Source organism: Variovorax sp. J31P179 (assembly GCF_030316985.1).
Lineage (GTDB): Bacteria > Pseudomonadota > Gammaproteobacteria > Burkholderiales > Burkholderiaceae_C > Variovorax > Variovorax ginsengisoli_B.
Genome location: NZ_JASZYL010000010.1, coordinates 200,051 through 215,327, shown reverse-complemented (window position 1 = coordinate 215,327; position 15,277 = coordinate 200,051). Strand labels below are relative to the sequence as shown.

At 67.9% G+C, this 15,277-nt stretch carries 14 protein-coding genes; 7 read left to right on the top strand and 7 right to left on the bottom strand.

Translation table 11 applies throughout. The features are described from left to right. Nucleotides 1–12: 12 nt before the first annotated feature. Complete coding sequence (gene zwf, locus QTI17_RS24970; RefSeq protein ID WP_286536357.1) at nucleotides 13–1,482, bottom strand: glucose-6-phosphate dehydrogenase; 1,470 nt, start codon at nucleotides 1,480–1,482, stop codon at nucleotides 13–15. Between the two features lie 154 nt (nucleotides 1,483–1,636). On the opposite strand from zwf, the gene QTI17_RS24965 reads away from it, so the two are divergent. The 4 genes from QTI17_RS24965 to QTI17_RS24950 are packed head-to-tail and all read left to right on the top strand — an operon-like array spanning nucleotide 1,637 to nucleotide 6,572. Next, nucleotides 1,637–2,638 carry an ABC transporter substrate-binding protein gene (locus QTI17_RS24965; RefSeq protein WP_503011103.1) on the top strand — a complete coding sequence of 334 codons (1,002 nt, stop codon included), beginning with the start codon at nucleotides 1,637–1,639 and terminating at the stop codon, nucleotides 2,636–2,638. A 4-nt stretch (nucleotides 2,639–2,642) separates the two neighbouring features. Further along, nucleotides 2,643–4,853, top strand: coding sequence for an ABC transporter permease (locus tag QTI17_RS24960; protein ID WP_286536355.1), 2,211 nt, complete (start codon nucleotides 2,643–2,645; stop codon nucleotides 4,851–4,853). A 13-nt stretch (nucleotides 4,854–4,866) separates the two neighbouring features. Next, nucleotides 4,867–5,913: an ABC transporter ATP-binding protein gene (locus QTI17_RS24955; RefSeq protein WP_286536354.1), complete on the top strand. Its 1,047-nt coding sequence runs from the start codon at nucleotides 4,867–4,869 to the stop codon at nucleotides 5,911–5,913. Nucleotides 5,914–5,936: 23 nt separating this feature from the next. Beyond that, complete coding sequence (locus QTI17_RS24950; RefSeq protein ID WP_353506727.1) at nucleotides 5,937–6,572, top strand: HAD family hydrolase; 636 nt, start codon at nucleotides 5,937–5,939, stop codon at nucleotides 6,570–6,572. Here QTI17_RS24950 and QTI17_RS24945 read toward each other — a convergent pair. After that, on the bottom strand, nucleotides 6,518–7,186 hold the full coding sequence (locus tag QTI17_RS24945) for a lipocalin family protein (RefSeq protein ID WP_286536352.1): 669 nt from the start codon (nucleotides 7,184–7,186) through the stop codon (nucleotides 6,518–6,520). The genes QTI17_RS24950 and QTI17_RS24945 overlap by 55 nt on opposite strands. A 112-nt stretch (nucleotides 7,187–7,298) precedes the next feature. Between QTI17_RS24945 and tal the strand changes: the two genes are divergently transcribed. The 3 genes from tal to QTI17_RS24930 all read left to right on the top strand — a co-directional run bounded on the left by tal (nucleotide 7,299) and on the right by QTI17_RS24930 (nucleotide 10,234). After that, a complete protein-coding gene (gene tal, locus QTI17_RS24940) occupies nucleotides 7,299–8,246 on the top strand; it encodes a transaldolase (protein ID WP_286536350.1) in 948 nt (315 codons plus the stop codon). Continuing rightward, complete coding sequence (pgi, locus tag QTI17_RS24935) at nucleotides 8,246–9,802, top strand: glucose-6-phosphate isomerase (protein WP_286536349.1); 1,557 nt, start codon at nucleotides 8,246–8,248, stop codon at nucleotides 9,800–9,802. Before tal ends, pgi begins: the two co-directional genes overlap by 1 nt. 81 nt (nucleotides 9,803–9,883) lie before the next feature. Further along, nucleotides 9,884–10,234: a DUF805 domain-containing protein gene (locus QTI17_RS24930; protein WP_286523555.1), complete on the top strand. Its 351-nt coding sequence runs from the start codon at nucleotides 9,884–9,886 to the stop codon at nucleotides 10,232–10,234. An 81-nt stretch (nucleotides 10,235–10,315) separates the two neighbouring features. Here QTI17_RS24930 and groL read toward each other — a convergent pair whose 3' ends face one another. The 5 genes from groL to QTI17_RS24905 all read right to left on the bottom strand — a co-directional run bounded on the left by groL (nucleotide 10,316) and on the right by QTI17_RS24905 (nucleotide 15,271). After that, nucleotides 10,316–11,971 carry a chaperonin GroEL gene (groL, locus tag QTI17_RS24925; protein ID WP_286523554.1) on the bottom strand — a complete coding sequence of 552 codons (1,656 nt, stop codon included), beginning with the start codon at nucleotides 11,969–11,971 and terminating at the stop codon, nucleotides 10,316–10,318. A 47-nt stretch (nucleotides 11,972–12,018) separates the two neighbouring features. Further along, nucleotides 12,019–12,309 (bottom strand): co-chaperone GroES, encoded by a 291-nt coding sequence (gene groES / locus QTI17_RS24920; RefSeq protein WP_286536348.1) that lies wholly within the window; start codon nucleotides 12,307–12,309, stop codon nucleotides 12,019–12,021. 275 nt (nucleotides 12,310–12,584) lie between these two features. Then, nucleotides 12,585–12,833: a hypothetical protein gene (locus QTI17_RS24915; protein WP_286536347.1), complete on the bottom strand. Its 249-nt coding sequence runs from the start codon at nucleotides 12,831–12,833 to the stop codon at nucleotides 12,585–12,587. A gap of 91 nt (nucleotides 12,834–12,924) precedes the next feature. Beyond that, nucleotides 12,925–14,580, bottom strand: coding sequence for a phosphoglucomutase (alpha-D-glucose-1,6-bisphosphate-dependent) (pgm, locus tag QTI17_RS24910; protein WP_286536346.1), 1,656 nt, complete (start codon nucleotides 14,578–14,580; stop codon nucleotides 12,925–12,927). 28 nt (nucleotides 14,581–14,608) lie between these two features. Further along, nucleotides 14,609–15,271: an HAD family hydrolase gene (locus QTI17_RS24905; protein ID WP_286536345.1), complete on the bottom strand. Its 663-nt coding sequence runs from the start codon at nucleotides 15,269–15,271 to the stop codon at nucleotides 14,609–14,611. Between the last annotated feature and the right edge of the window lie 6 nt (nucleotides 15,272–15,277).

Here is a 15,277-nt window from a genome sequence, read left to right as displayed (position 1 = left end):
GCGGGACTGGGGCTACTGCTCTTCGCCCCAGGCGTAGCCGTCTCTGGCGATCATCGCGCTCGACGCGCTCGGCCCCCAGGTGCCGGCCGCATACGGGCGCGGCGCGCCTTCGGCGGCCCAGCTGTCGATCAGCGGCTCGACCCAGCGCCAGGCTTCTTCCTGCTCGTCGCTGCGCACGAACAGGTTCAGCCGGCCGTCGATGACGTCGAGCAGCAGCCGCTCGTAGGCACCGACGCGCTCGGTGCCGAAGCGCTTGTCGAAGTCGAGGTCGAGCTGCACCGGCGCCAACTGCGGGCCGGCATGGCGGTCGCCGTTGCGTTGCCGCTTGTCCTGCGCCTGGGCCAGCAGGTGCAGTTCGAGCCCGTCCTTGGGCTGCAGGTTGATCACCAGCTTGTTGGCCGCGTTGAGGGGCGCCCGATAGATCGCGTGCGGGGTCTCGCGGAAGCTGACCTCGATGCGCGCATCGCGCGAGCCCAGCCGCTTGCCGGTGCGGATGTAGAGCGGCACGCCGGCCCAGCGCCAGTTGGCGATCTCGGTGCGCAGCGCGACGAAGGTCTCGGTGCGGCTCTCGGGGTCGACGCCGGGCTCGTCGCGGTAGCCCTGGACGCGCTCGCCGTAGGCGGTGCCGGCTGTGTACTGGCCGCGGATCGCGTGCATCCCGATCGATTCGGCGGTCCAGGGCTTGAGCGCCCGCAGCACCTTGAGCTTCTCGTCGCGGATGGCGTCGGCGTGGGCGTTGATCGGCGGCTCCATGCCGAGCGCGCAGACCAGCTGCAGCGCATGGTTCTGCACCATGTCGCGCAGGGCGCCGGTCTGGTCGTAGAAGGCGCCGCGCTTCTCGACGCCGAGGTCTTCGCCGATCGTGATCTGGATGTTGGCGATGTATTCGCGGCGCCAGATCGGCTCGAACAGCGCGTTGCCGAAGCGCATCGCGAACAGGTTCTGCACCGAGGGCTTGCCCAGGTAGTGGTCGATGCGGAACACCTGCTGCTCGGTCAGCACCTTGCGCACCGCACTGTTGATCTCGCGGTTCGATGCCAGGTCATGGCCGAGCGGCTTCTCGAGCACCAGCCGCACGTGCGGGCCGTTGAGCCCGGCGACGGCCAGCTGCTCGACCGCCTGCGTGAAGAGCCCGGGCGCGGTCGCAAGGTACATCACGACGGTGTCGGCATTGCGCTGCTTCAGCAGTTCGCCGAGCTTGGCGTAGTCCTCGGGCTTCGAGAGGTCCATGCGCTGGAAGTACAGCATCGAGGCGAACTGCTTGAACTCCTCGGGCGAGGGCCGCTTGGCGCCCTCGACCGCCGCGAAGCGCGACTGGATCAGTTCGCGGTAGGCGTCGTCGGTGAGGTTGTCGCGCGCCACGCCGATGATGCGCCCGCCTTCGGGCAGGCTGCCGTGGCGGAAGGCCTGGAACAGCGCCGGCATCAGCTTGCGCCATGCGAGGTCACCGGTGCCGCCAAAGAGGACGAGGTCGAAACTCATGGATACATCCGTGGTGTTGTTGAGGGCCGAGCATGCACTTTCAGCGAATGGTACTTGTACCGATCGTTGCGACGATGACTACACGCTAAGCTGAAACGAAACAGGGAGGACCTTATTACTCTGGAGCAGGGTCCTGATGAAGAAAATTATTGCGATGACCGCGGCGGCTGCGCTGCTGGGCGCCACGGGCGCCGCTTCGGCCCAGACCGTCAACGTCATCTGCTCGGTGCAGGCCGAATGGTGCAACATGATCGCCACGGTCTACGCACGCACCACCGGCGTCAAGCTCAACATGTCGCTCAAGGGCTCGGGCGAGGCGCTGGCGCAGCTGATCGCCGAGAAAGAGAACCCCAAGACCGACGTCTGGTTTGGCGGCACCGGCGACCCGCATCTGCAGGCGGCCGAATCGGGCCTGACGCTCGAATACAAGTCGCCCAGCCTGCCGCAGCTCTATCCGTGGGCGCAGCAGCAGGCCCAGCAGTCGGGCTGGAAGACCGTCGGCATCTACTCGGGGCCGCTGGGCTTCGGCTACAACACCGAACTGCTGCAGAAGAAGAAGCTGGCCGTGCCGCGCAGCTGGGCCGACCTGCTCAAGCCCGAGTACAAGGGCGACATCCAGGTCGCCAACCCGGCCTCCAGCGGCACCGCCTACACGATGATCGCGACCCTGGTCCAGCTGATGGGCGAGGACAAGGCCTTCGAGTACCTCAAGGGCCTGCACAAGAACGTCGGCCAGTACACGCGCTCGGGCACCGGACCGATCAAGGCGGTGGCGCGCGGCGAGACCGCGGTGTCGATCAGCTTCGTCCACGATGCGCCGCAGGAGCGGATGCAGGGCTTCCCGGTCCAGACCGTGACGCCGTCCGAAGGCACCGGCGCCGAGATCGGCTCGATGAGCATCGTCAAGGGTGCGCGCAACCTGGCCGAGGCCAAGAAGTTCTACGAATGGGCGCTGACGCCGCAGGCCCAGACCTTCGGCGCCGCGGCCAAGCAGTTCCAGCTGCCGTCGAACAAGGCGACGCCGGTCGACGCCAACGTGCCGGACTTCAAGAAGATCAAGATGATCGACTACGACTACGCCAAGTACGGCGCCAGCGCCGAACGCAAACGCCTGATCGCGCGCTGGGAGAAGGACGTCAATTCGCTGCCGCGCTGAGAGCATGTCTTCTCGGCGCCCCAATGCCCCGGTCTGGACCTGCGTCGCGGCGGGGCTGCTGGCCTACTTCGTGCTGCCCTGGTATGCGATCCAGGACACCAGCTGGTGGGAGGCGCTGCCGCAGGTCTTCGGTTCCGCCGAAGGCGCCAGCGGCGTCATGCAGGCGCTGCTGCAAGCCCGCAGCTGGCTCTGGATCGGGTTGATCGGGCTGGCGATCTGCGCGCTCGGCGCCCTGTTGCCCGCGGGGCGCACCCAGGGCCGGTTGCTGCTGGTGGGCGGCGCGGTCGGGGCGATCGGCCTGGCGCTCAGCGCCTTCCTGATCGGCGCTCGCGGCTGGACCCTGCCCGTTCTCAACGCCCGGCTCGGCGAGCTGCCGGTCAATCAGTTCGGCATCGGCGCCGGCGGCTTCATCGCGCTCTCGGCGCTGATCCTGCTCGCCGCTTTCGGGCTGGCGCGGCTCGGCTTCTTCAAGGGCGACCTGTTCGTCGCCGGCGCGGTGGTCGGCTGCGGCGTGCTGATGGCGCTGTTCATCGCCTACCCGGTCAGCAAGGCGCTGGCCGGTGCCTTCCTGGACGAGGACGGCCGCGCGTCCTTCGCGGCCTTCGTGGCGCGCATCGGCACCGAGCGGGTCTGGGGCCTGGGCTGCCTGGCCGGCGGCGTGCGCTGCGGCGTGGCCTGGAACACGCTGGTGCTGGCCTTGCTGACGGCCGCCGGCACCACCTTCCTCGGCACGCTGATGGCGCTGATGGCCGAGCGCGGCAGCCGGCGCTGGCAGGCGCCGCTGCGGGTGCTGGCGCTGCTGCCGATCATCACGCCGCCGTTCGTGGTCGGGCTCGGCCTGATCCTGCTGTTCGGACGCGCCGGGGTCGTCAACCAGCTGCTCGAGAGCGCCTTCGGCATCGAGCCCACGCGCTGGTTCTACGGCATGCCGGGCGTGCTGGTGGCACAGCTCTTCGCCTTCACGCCGATCGCCTTCATGATCATGCGCGGCGTGGTGCAGGGTGTCTCGCCCAGCCTCGAGGAGGCGGCGCAGATGCTGCGCGCCGACCGCCGCCGCACCTTCTTCACCGTCACCTTGCCGCTGCTCAAGCCCGGGCTCGCGAACGCCTTCCTGGTCGGCTTCATCGAGAGCATCGCGGACTTCGGCAATCCGGTGGTGGTGGGCGGCCAGTTCTCGGTGCTGTCGACCGACATCTTCTTTGCCATCGTCGGTGCCCAGTACGACCAGGGCCGCGCCGCCTCGCTGGCGTGGGTGCTGACGCTCTTCGCGCTCGGCGTGTTCGCGCTCCAGCGCGCCGTGCTCGGCAAGCAGAACTACACCACGGTCAGCGGCAAGGGCGACGCCGGCATCGCGATGGCGCTGCCGGCCGGCGTGCGCCGCACCATCTACGGCATCGCGCTGCCATGGATCGCCTTCACGGTGGTGGTCTACCTGTTCGCCTTCGCGGGCGGCTTCGTCCAGACCTGGGGCCGCGACTACACCTTCACGCTGAACCATTTCAAGACCGCGTTCGCGCTCGAATGGGGGCAGTTCGGCATCGTCTGGGCCGGCACCGCATGGAACTCGCTGATCACCACGGTCAAGCTGGCCGGCATCTCGGCGCCGCTCACCGCGGGGCTCGGCCTGCTGATCGCCTGGCTGCTGGCGCGCAACGAGTTCAAGGGGCAGGGCGCGTTCGAATTCGCGGCGCTGCTGGCCTTCGCGATTCCGGGCACGGTGCTCGGCGTGAGCTACATCCTGGCCTTCAACGTGCCGCCGCTGGAGCTCACCGGAACCGGCCTGATCATCGTGCTGTGCTTCATGTTCCGGAACCTGCCGGTCGGCGTGCGGGCGGGCACGGCGGCCTTCAAGCAGCTCGACCGCTCGCTCGACGAGGCCTCGCTGATGCTGCGGGCCTCGACCTCGCAGACGCTGTTCAAGGTGGTGCTGCCGCTGCTGAAGCCGGCCCTCGTGGCGGCGCTGGTCTACAGCTTCGTGCGGGCGATGACCACGGTGAGCGCGGTGATCTTCCTGGTCACGGCCGAGAACGAACTGGCGACCACCTACATCATCGGTCGGGTCGGCAATGGCGACTACGGCATCGCGCTGGCCTACTGCACGGTGCTGATGATCCTGATGTCGGTCGCGATCGCGGCGGTGCAGCTGCTGGTCGGCGAACGCAAGCTGGGGCGGCGCAAGCAGGGCGTGCCGAGCATCGCGGTGGCCGCCCATTGAACACGGAGGACCCATGAGCCACGGCATCGAACTGCGCAACATCACCAAGCGCTACGGCAGCAATGCGCGCGCGCCGCTGGCCGTCAAGGGCATCAGCTTCGAGGTGCCCGCGGGCACCCTGACCACCATCCTCGGACCGTCGGGCTGCGGCAAGACCACCACGCTGCGCATGATCGCCGGGCTCGAGTCGCCGACCTCGGGCACGATCCTCATGGGTGGGCGCGACGTGACCACGCTGGGGCCGGCCGAGCGCAACGTCAGCATGATGTTCCAGAGCTACGCCCTGTTCCCGCACATGAACGTGATCGAGAACGTCGGCTACGGCCTGCGCATGAGCGGCCTGCGCAAGCCCGAGGCGGCGGCGCGGGCCCGAGAGGCGCTCCGGGGCGTCGGGCTGGTCGACTTCGACCAGCGGCTGCCGAGCGAACTGTCGGGCGGGCAGCAGCAGCGTGTCGCGCTGGCGCGGGCGCTGGTGCTGGAACCGGCCGTGCTGCTGTTCGACGAGCCGTTGTCCAACCTCGACGCCCGGCTGCGCCGCGAGATGCGCGAGGAGATCCGCAACCTGCAGCAAAGATTGCAACTGACGGTCGCCTATGTCACCCACGACCAGAGCGAGGCGCTCGCGGTCAGCGACCAGATCATCGTGATGGACCACGGCGTGATCGCGCAGCAGGGCACGCCGGAGCAGCTCTACGGCCACCCGACGAGCGAATTCGTGGCCGGGTTCATGGGCGAGGCGATGGTGTTCCCGGCGCTGGCCCAGCCCGACGGCCGGGTCGAGCTCGGCCCCTTGACCCTGACGCCGCGCTACGACGTCGCGCCGGGCTTCGTCAAGGTCGCGGTGCGTCCCGAGGCCTGGCTGATCGGCGCCGCCATCGGCCTGCCGGCGACCTTGCGCAAGGCGGCCTACCTGGGCAGCTTTTACGAATATGCTTTCGACACCGCGCTGGGCCCGGTGTTCGTGGTGTCGTCCGACCTCACGCGGCCGCTGGCCGCCGGTGCGCAGACCACCCTGTCCCTCGCCAGCCATGGCGTTTCCGTCGTCCCCGTTGCCTTATGAATGTCGTTTTCGATCTCGGAGCCGTGCTTCTGACCTGGGAGCCTGTCGCGCTCGTCCAGAACCAGCTGGCGCCCCACGCGCCCACGGCGGAGGCCGCGCACGCGCTCGCGCGCAAGATGTTCCATCACGAGGACTGGCTGGGTTTCGACCGCGGCACCCACAGCCTGGACGATGCCATCGGCCGGATGGCATTGCGGCTGGCGCTGCCGGCCGACCGCTTGAGCGAAGTCCTGGCGCCCATGGGCGAGCGGCTCGAGCCGATCCCGGTCACGGTCGAATTGCTGGCAAGCCTGCGGGCGCGCCGGGATGCCGGGGAGGATCTGCGGCTGTACTACCTGTCGAACATGCCGTCGCCGTACGCCCGGGTGCTCGAGTACCGGCATCCCTTCTTCCAATGGTTCGATGGCGGCATTTTTTCGGGCGATGTCCAGATGATCAAGCCGCAGCGCGAGATCTATGAACTGCTCGCCGCCCAGTACCGGCTGGCGGCCGCCGAAACCGTGTTCATCGACGACTCGCTGGCCAACGTGCTCGCGGCGCGCGAACTCGGCTGGCAAGCCATCCATTGCGAGCGGCCCAGCGCCTTGCCGGGCCAACTGGCCGGCTACCTGCCGGTCAGCTCGACCTTGTCGACATCGAAGCCCAGCGTGCGGGCGTAGTCCAGCTCGGCCTGCAGCGCGGCGTCGTCGAGCCGCGGCACCCGCGAGAGCACCCACAGGTACTTGCGGTTCGGCGTGCCGACCAGGGCCACCTGGTAGTCGCGGTCGAGCTTGAGGATCCAGTAGTCGCCCCAGACCAGCGGCAGCCAGCCCAGCCACTCGGGTGCGAAGCGCACCTCGAGGCGCCCGGCGCCGGGCTGGCCGGCGACCGGCACCTGCCGTGCCGAACCGACGGATTCGTCGAAGCTGCCGTCGGCCAGGATGCAGCGGTTGCGCACCTCGACGCTGCCGTCCTCCAGGGGTGTGTACTCGGCCGAGACGGCGCCGGTACATTGTTTCTGGAACCGGTTGGGGAGCCGCGCCTGCTCGTGCCACAGCCCTGCATAGCGCTTGAGATCCACCGGCGCCACCACCTGCAGCGGCGCGCGCATCAGGGGCGCGCCATCGGCCGGGCCGGCGACGGTCTGCGCCCTTGCCGTGCGCGAGTTGGTGAGGGCCAGCAGGGTCAGCGCGCCGCCGACGCAGAAGGCCGCCGCAAGGGTTCCGATCGAAGCGCTGTGGGCGCGGTCGTCGAAGGCGGCGGGCGGCGTTGCACGAGGGGGGCGGTAGGGCATGGGCTTCTCCGGAAAGGCGATCAATCGAAAGTCGAGCCTAGCGGGCGGCGAGTGGCCGCCGCGTCAGTCGCGGACCACACGCCATGTAGTGCTGCGGCGGGATAATGGCCGCATGAACCAACTCGATGCCCTCCGCCAATGGACCACCGTGGTCGCAGACACCGGTGATTTCCGCCAGCTCGCCCAGTTCAAGCCGCAGGATGCGACCACCAATCCGTCGCTGATCCTGAAGGCGGTCCAGAAGGCGGACTACCGTCCTCTGCTGGACGAGGTGGTCGGGAAACACAAGGGGGCACCGGTCGACGAGGTCATCGACCGCCTGCTGGTGCGTTTCGGCACCGAAATCCTGTCGATCATCCCGGGCCGGGTGTCGACCGAGGTCGATGCGCGCCTGAGTTTCGACACGCAGGCGACCATCGATCGGGCCGAGCGCATCGTCGCGCTCTATCGGGCCGAGGGCATCGATGTGCCCAAGCGCCTGCTGATCAAGATCGCCTCGACCTGGGAAGGCATCGAGGCGGCGCGGCAGCTCGAACAGAAGGGCATCCACTGCAACCTGACGCTGCTGTTCTCGTTCGCCCAGGCGGTGGCCTGTGGGGCTGCCAAGGTGCAGCTGATCTCGCCCTTCGTCGGCCGCATCTACGACTGGCACAAGAAGTCGCAGGGCAGCCAGTGGAACGAGGCCGCCAATGCGGGCGCCAACGATCCGGGCGTGAAATCCGTGCGCCAGATCTTCGACTACTACAAGAAGAACGGGATCGCGACCGAGGTGATGGGCGCCAGCTTCCGCAACGTCGGCCAGATCGCCGCGTTGGCCGGCTGCGACCTGCTCACCATCAGCCCCGAACTGCTGGCCGAACTGGCCGCCAGCGAGGCCCCGCTTTCGCATGCACTCGACGCCGAGGCGGCCCAGCGCCTGGAGATCCCGAAGGTGTCGCTCGACCAGGCCGCGTTCCGCTTCGCGCTGAACGAGGACGCCATGGCGACCGAGAAGCTGGCCGAGGGCATCCGTGCCTTCGCGGCCGATGCCGTGAAACTCGAAAAACTGATGGAGGCGTGATGACCCACATTCGCTGCGACGGCACGGCGGCCTGGGCCGCGCTCCAGAAGCACTACGACAGCGTCGGCCTGGGCTTCGACATCCGCCAGGCCTTCGCGAGCGATCCGGGGCGTTTCGCGGCGCTGAGCCAGTCGGCACCGCACGTCTTCGCCGACCTGTCGAAGAACCTCCTCGATGCGCGCACCGAGCAGCTGCTGCTCGACGTGGCGCGCGAAACGGGGCTGGAGGCGCACCGCGACGCGATGTTCGCGGGGCGCCACATCAACGCGACCGAAGACCGCGCGGTGCTGCATACCTTGCTGCGCCGGCCGGCTTCGGCGCCGGTTGGCGGCGACTTGGCCGCGGCCTTCGGCGACGTCCAGGCCACGCTCGATGCGATGCTCGCCTACGCCGAGAAAGTGCGCGCCGACTCGACCATCACCGACGTCGTCAACATCGGCATCGGGGGTTCCGACCTCGGGCCGCAGATGGCGGTGCTGGCGCTCGACCAGTTCGTCGCGCCGGGCAAACGCTTTCATTTCGTCTCGAACGTCGATGGCCACGAACTGGCCGGCATCCTGCGCGGGCTGGCGCCCGAGCACACGCTGTTCCTGATCGCCTCGAAGACCTTCACCACCGCCGAGACCATGGCCAACGCGCAGTCGGCCAAGCGCTGGTTCGAGCAGTCGGGCGGGGTCGACATCGCGCGCCACTTCGCGGCGCTCACCACCAATGTCGCGGCCGCCAAGGCCTTCGGCATCGACACCACCTTCGGTTTCTGGGACTGGGTCGGCGGCCGCTATTCGATGTGGTCGGCCATCGGGCTGCCGATCGCGCTGGCCATCGGCGCGGACGGCTTCCGGGGCCTGCTGGCCGGCGCCCACGCGATGGACGAGCACTTCCGCACCGCCCCGCTGGCGCAGAACCTGCCGGTGCGGCTCGGCCTGCTCGACGTCTGGTATCGCAATTTCCATCGGTTCACGACCCGCAGCATCGCGCCTTACCACAGCGCGCTGAAGCGCCTGCCGGCCTACCTGCAGCAGCTCGAGATGGAAAGCAACGGCAAGCAGGTCGACATGGCTGGCCAGCTGCTCACCTTCGGCACCTCGCCGGTGTTGTGGGGCGAGCCCGGAACCAACGGGCAGCATGCGTATTTCCAGATGCTGCACCAGGGCACCGACGTGACGCCGCTGGAGTTCATCGCGGTGCGCGATGCGGCGCACGATCTCCCTGGCCACCATTCCAAGCTGCTGGCCAATGCGCTGGCGCAGGCGCAGGCGCTCATGGTCGGCCAGCGCGACGCCGGCGGCCACAAGAATTTCCCCGGCAACCGGCCGAGCACCTTCTTCGTCTTCGAGCAGCTGACGCCGGAGTCGCTCGGCGCCTTCCTGGCCCTGTACGAGCACCGCGTGTTCACCAGCGGCGCGCTCTGGGGCATCAACAGCTTCGACCAGTGGGGCGTCGAGCTCGGCAAGGTGCTGGCCAGGGACATCGAGCCGCGGCTGGCGTCGGGCGACGTGGCGGGGCTGGACGCCTCGACGGCCGGGCTGCTGGCGCGGCTTCGCCCGCGCGCCTAGCTTTCGTCATCACCCGGAGCAGGCTGCTCGATATGATGATTGCGGGGTTGTCCCGTGGGAAAACATCAAGAGGAATTGCTCATGAACTTTCAACAGGCGGTCCAGACCTGCTTTCGCAAGTACGTCGAGTTTTCCGGCCGGGCGACCCGGCCCGAATACTGGTGGTTCATCCTGGCCTATGTCATCTCGGCCTTCGTGGCGGGTTTCATCCACGAGTTCCTGTACTACCTCGTGGTGCTGGCCTTCCTGCTGCCCCTGCTGGCGGTCGGCGCGCGCCGCCTGCATGACGTGGGCCGCAGCGCCTGGTTCCTGCTGCTCGGCCTGGTGCCGGTGATCGGCACCCTGGTGCTGCTCTATTTCATGGTCCAGCCCAGCCAGCCCGAGTCGAACGCCTACGGGCCGCCGTCCGGCGCCATGCCGGCCGGCGTCTGAAGCCGCGCCACCACCGGAACGAAAAAAAGCCCCGCAGCGCAAGCTGCGGGGCTTTTTGATTGGCTTGGCGCCGGGGGCCGATTACATGCCCATGCCGCCCATGCCACCCATGCCGCCCATGTCGGGCATGCCGCCGCCGCCAGCACCGGCCTCATCCTTCGGTGCGTCGGCGACCATGGCTTCGGTCGTCAGCAGCAGCGAGGACACCGAAGCGGCGTTCTGCAGTGCGGTGCGGGTCACCTTGGTCGGGTCCAGGATGCCCAGTTCGAGCATGTCGCCGTAGGTGTCGTTGGCGGCGTTGAAGCCGTAGTTGCCCTTGCCGGCCAACACAGCGTTCACCACCACCGAGGCTTCGCCGCCGGCGTTGTTGACGATCTCGCGCAGGGGCGCTTCGATGGCCTTGAGCACCAGCTTGATGCCGGCGTCCTGGTCAGCGTTGTCGCCCTTGAGCGAGTCGCCCACGGCTTGCTTGGCACGCAGCAGTGCCACGCCGCCGCCGGCCACGACGCCTTCTTCCACTGCAGCGCGGGTGGCGTGCAGGGCGTCTTCGACGCGCGCCTTCTTTTCCTTCATTTCGACTTCGGTGGCAGCGCCGACCTTGATCACGGCAACACCGCCGGCCAGCTTGGCCACGCGCTCTTGCAGCTTTTCGCGGTCGTAGTCGCTGGTCGCTTCTTCGATCTGCACGCGCACTTGCTTGACGCGGGCTTCGATGTCGCCGGCAGCGCCGGAGCCGTCGATGATGATGGTGTTTTCCTTGCCCACTTCGATGCGCTTGGCCTGGCCGAGGTCGGCCAGGGTCACCTTCTCGAGGGTCAGGCCCACTTCTTCAGCGATGACCTTGCCGCCCGTCAGGATGGCGATGTCTTCCAGCATGGCCTTGCGGCGGTCGCCGAAGCCAGGTGCCTTGACGGCCACGACCTTCAGGATGCCGCGGATCGTGTTCACGACCAGGGTCGCCAGGGCTTCGCCTTCGACTTCTTCGGCAATGATCAGCAGCGGACGGCCAGCCTTGGCGACTTGTTCCAGCGTCGGGAGCAGGTCGCGGATGTTGCTGATCTTCTTGTCGAACAGCAGCACGAAGGGATTGTCCAGAATCGCGGATTGCTTTTCGGGGTTGTTGATGAAGTAGGGCGACAGGTAGCCGCGGTCGAACTGCATGCCTTCGACGACGTCGAGTTCGCTGTCGAGCGACTTGCCGTCTTCGACGGTGATCACGCCTTCCTTGCCGACCTTGTCCATCGCGTCAGCGATGAGCTTGCCGATGGTTTCGTCGCTGTTGGCCGAGATCGAGCCGACTTGCGCGATTTCCTTCGAGGTGGTGGTGGCCTTCGAAGCCTTCTTCAGCTCGGCGACCAGGGCGGTGACCGCCTTGTCGATGCCGCGCTTCAGGTCCATCGGGTTCATGCCGGCGGCGACCAGCTTGAAGCCTTCGCGAACGATGGCCTGGGCCAGCACGGTCGCGGTGGTGGTGCCGTCACCGGCGTTGTCCGAAGTCTTGGAGGCCACTTCCTTCACGAGCTGGGCGCCCATGTTCTGGAGCTTGTCCTTGAGTTCGATTTCCTTGGCGACCGACACGCCGTCCTTGGTCACGGTGGGGGCGCCGAAGGAGCGCTCGAGCACCACGTTGCGGCCCTTGGGGCCCAGGGTCACTTTGACTGCGTTGGCGAGGATGTTCACACCTTCGACCATGCGCGCGCGGGCTTCGCCGCCGAAGACTACGTCTTTTGCTGCCATGAGATTTCTCCGAGATTCAGTTGATTGGGGGTTGAAGAGAGAAGTGCTTACTTCTCGACGACCGCGAACAGGTCGTCTTCCTTCATGACCAGCAGTTCGTCGCCATCGACCTTGACGGTCTGGCCGCTGTACTTGCCGAACAGGACGCGGTCGCCGACCTTGATGTTCATCGAGATCAGGTCGCCCTTGTCGTTCTTCTTGCCAGGACCGACGGCCAGGACTTCACCCTGATCGGGCTTTTCGGCGGCGTTGTCGGGGATCACGATGCCCGAGGCGGTCTTGGTTTCGCTTTCAATGCGCTTGACGATCACGCGATCGTGCAAAGGACGAAGTTTCATTGCTTGCATCTCCTGATGGGAACGGGTTTGGGTCGGGCGTCGGCGTTGTGCCGATACCACATCGTTGGGCAGAAGGCGCTGTTAGCACTCAACTGCAACGAGTGCTAATCATAAGGGTGTTTTTTGGCTTTTCAAGGCGGGGGACTGTTTTTGCAGGCGCGTCGCGCCGCCGCGCCGGGGCCGCCCGAATGCCGGGAGGCGCGGGGCGCAATTCGTCCGACTGGCGGACCGAGGCACGCCTCGCCGACCGTGGTCCGGCATTGCGCCGGGCCGTTTCAGCCCCGCGGGGCGCCGGGCCGAAGCAGCGCTGCCAGCCTGGCGACGCCCCCGGTGCCGCTGGCCGCGCGGCCGATGAAGGCGCCCGCCGCGGCGCCGATCAGCGCCTTGCCGATCAGCGAGCGGCTGCGGCCCGTGGCCATCATGAGCAACAGACCGACGCCCAGCACGATCAGGTGCTCGCCCGGCAGGTCCGGCCGGTTGGCGTCTGCTTCCTTGACGGTCTTGATCAACGAGTCGAGATTCATGAGGTCTCCGCAACTGAAAAGCCGTTCATAGACCGGGCGCCAAGGCTTCGGTGTAGGCGACGGCCGGCGGCTGCATCCGCCGGTCGTGCCTTCACGGCGCCGGCGAGATCGCCGCGTCGACGATGGTCTGGGCCTCGGCCAGGATCCGCTGCAGGTGCTCGGCGCCGCGGAAGCTCTCGCCGTAGATCTTGTAGATGTCCTCGGTGCCCGACGGCCGGGCGGCGAACCAGCCGTTCTGCGCGATCACCTTGATGCCGCCGATCGCGCCGCCATTGCCGGGGGCATGGCTCAGCACGCTCTCGATCGGCTCGCCGGCCAGTTCGGTGGCGTGGAGCTGCTGCGGGCTCAGCGCCGACAGCTGTTTCTTCTGCTGACGGCTGGCGGGCGCATCGATGCGGTTCGAGACCGGGCTGCCGAACTCGTTCGCCAGCTCGGCGTAGAGCGCACCGGGGTCGCGGCCTGTTCGGGCGGTGATCTCGCCGGCCAGCAGCGCCGCGGTGATGCCGTCCTTGTCGGTGGTCCAGACCGAGCCGTCGCGGCGCAGGAAGGTGGCACCGGCGCTTTCCTCGCCGACGAAGCCGAGCGAGCCGTCGACCAGGCCGTCCACGAACCACTTGAAGCCCACCGGCACTTCGTAGAGCCGGCGGCCGAGCCGCTTCGCCAGGGCATCGATCAGCCGTGTCGAGACCACCGTCTTGCCGACCGCCGCATCGGCGCCCCACAGCGGGCGGTGGCGGAACAGATAGTCGATCGCGACCGACAGGTAGTGGTTGGGCTGGAGCAGGCCGGCGCTGCGAGTGACGATGCCATGGCGGTCGTGGTCGGTGTCGCAGGCCACGCCGACGTCGAAGCGGTCCTTGATGTCGAGCAGCCGCTGCATCGCGTAGGTCGACGACGGGTCCATGCGGATCTGGCCGTCCCAGTCGAGCGTCATGAAGGCGAAGCGCGGATCGACCGTCTCGCTGACCACGCTGAGGTCGATCCGGTAGCGCTCGGCGATCGCGCCCCAGTAGTGGACCCCGGCACCGCCGAGCGGGTCGACGCCCATGCGCACGCCCGCTTCGCGGATCAGGGCCATGTCGATCACGTTGTCGAGGTCGCCGACGTAGGCCGCCACGAAGTCATGGCGGTGCGTGGTGGCGGCCTTCAGAGCCCGCTCGTGCGGCATCCGGCGCACGCCCGCGAGCCCTTTCTCGAGGAAGCCATTGGCCGCCTCCTGCACCGGGCCCGTGATGTCCTGGCCGGCCGGTCCGCCATTGGGCGGGTTGTACTTGAAGCCGCCGTCGCGCGGCGGATTGTGCGACGGCGTGACCACGATGCCGTCGGCCAGCCCGCTGGTGCGGCCGCGGTTGTAGGTGAGGATGGCATGCGAGAGCGCGGGGGTCGGCGTGTATTCGTCGCCGCTGGCCAGCATCACCTCGACGCCGTTGGCGGCCAGCACCTCGAGCGCGCTGGCCGCCGCGGGGGCCGACAGCGCGTGCGTGTCGATACCGAGGTAGAGCGGCCCGTCGATGCCCTGGGCCCGCCGGTGGTCGCAGATCGCCTGGGTCATCGCCAGCACGTGCCATTCGTTGAACGAACGCTCGAAGGCGCAGCCGCGATGGCCCGAGGTGCCGAAGGCGACGCGTTCGGTCGCGACCCCCGGGTCGGGGCGCTCGGCGAGATAGGCGGCGAGCAGCGCGTCGACGTCGACGAGGCTGTCCACGGGGGCCGGCTGGCCGGCGAGAGGGCTGAGTCGTGAGGCCATGAAAGCTCCTGGTCGATGTCCGAGTGTCTCAAAGGATGGGCCATTGGCGCATCTCGATGATGCGTTCGATGGTGATGTCGGGGGCCGGATGACCGGCCAACGCCTGCGGGGCGAGCGCGTACTGGCCCTGGCGCGGAAAGACCGTGGTCAGCCGTTCGCCCCATCCGGCCTTCATCGCCGAGAGGATGCGCGGCTTGTCGTCGATCATCACGTAGCGGCGGGCCGGATAGCGCTCCTGCACCGCATCCAGCATCAGCTCCTTGTGGATGTAGATCAGCACCCGCCCATCGACCGCCTGCCACAGGCCCGAGCGCTGCACCTTGCGCGGCTGGAAGACCGCGTCGCCATCCGACAGGATCACCGGCAGGCCGAAGCGCTGCAGGTGCGCGATGACTTGCAGGGCACCGGGATAGAGCCGTTCGGCGAAAGGGTAGTCGAGCAGGAAGCTCGACATCCGCAGCAGCCGCGGATCGCTCATGTCGGCGCCGGGCCCGCCCAGGCGATAGCGTTGCAGCGCACCCAGGTAGTCGGTGTAGCCGAGCTCGTCGCGCAGTTCCTCGAAACCGCGCCAGTAGCGCTCGGCCCCCACGGGGCCGAGGTCGTCGACCAGGCGGCGGCGCAGGTCGTCGAGCACGCCGTCGAAGTCGAGCAGCGTGTTGTCGACGTCGAGCAAGAAGACGATGTCCTGCATTGGCGA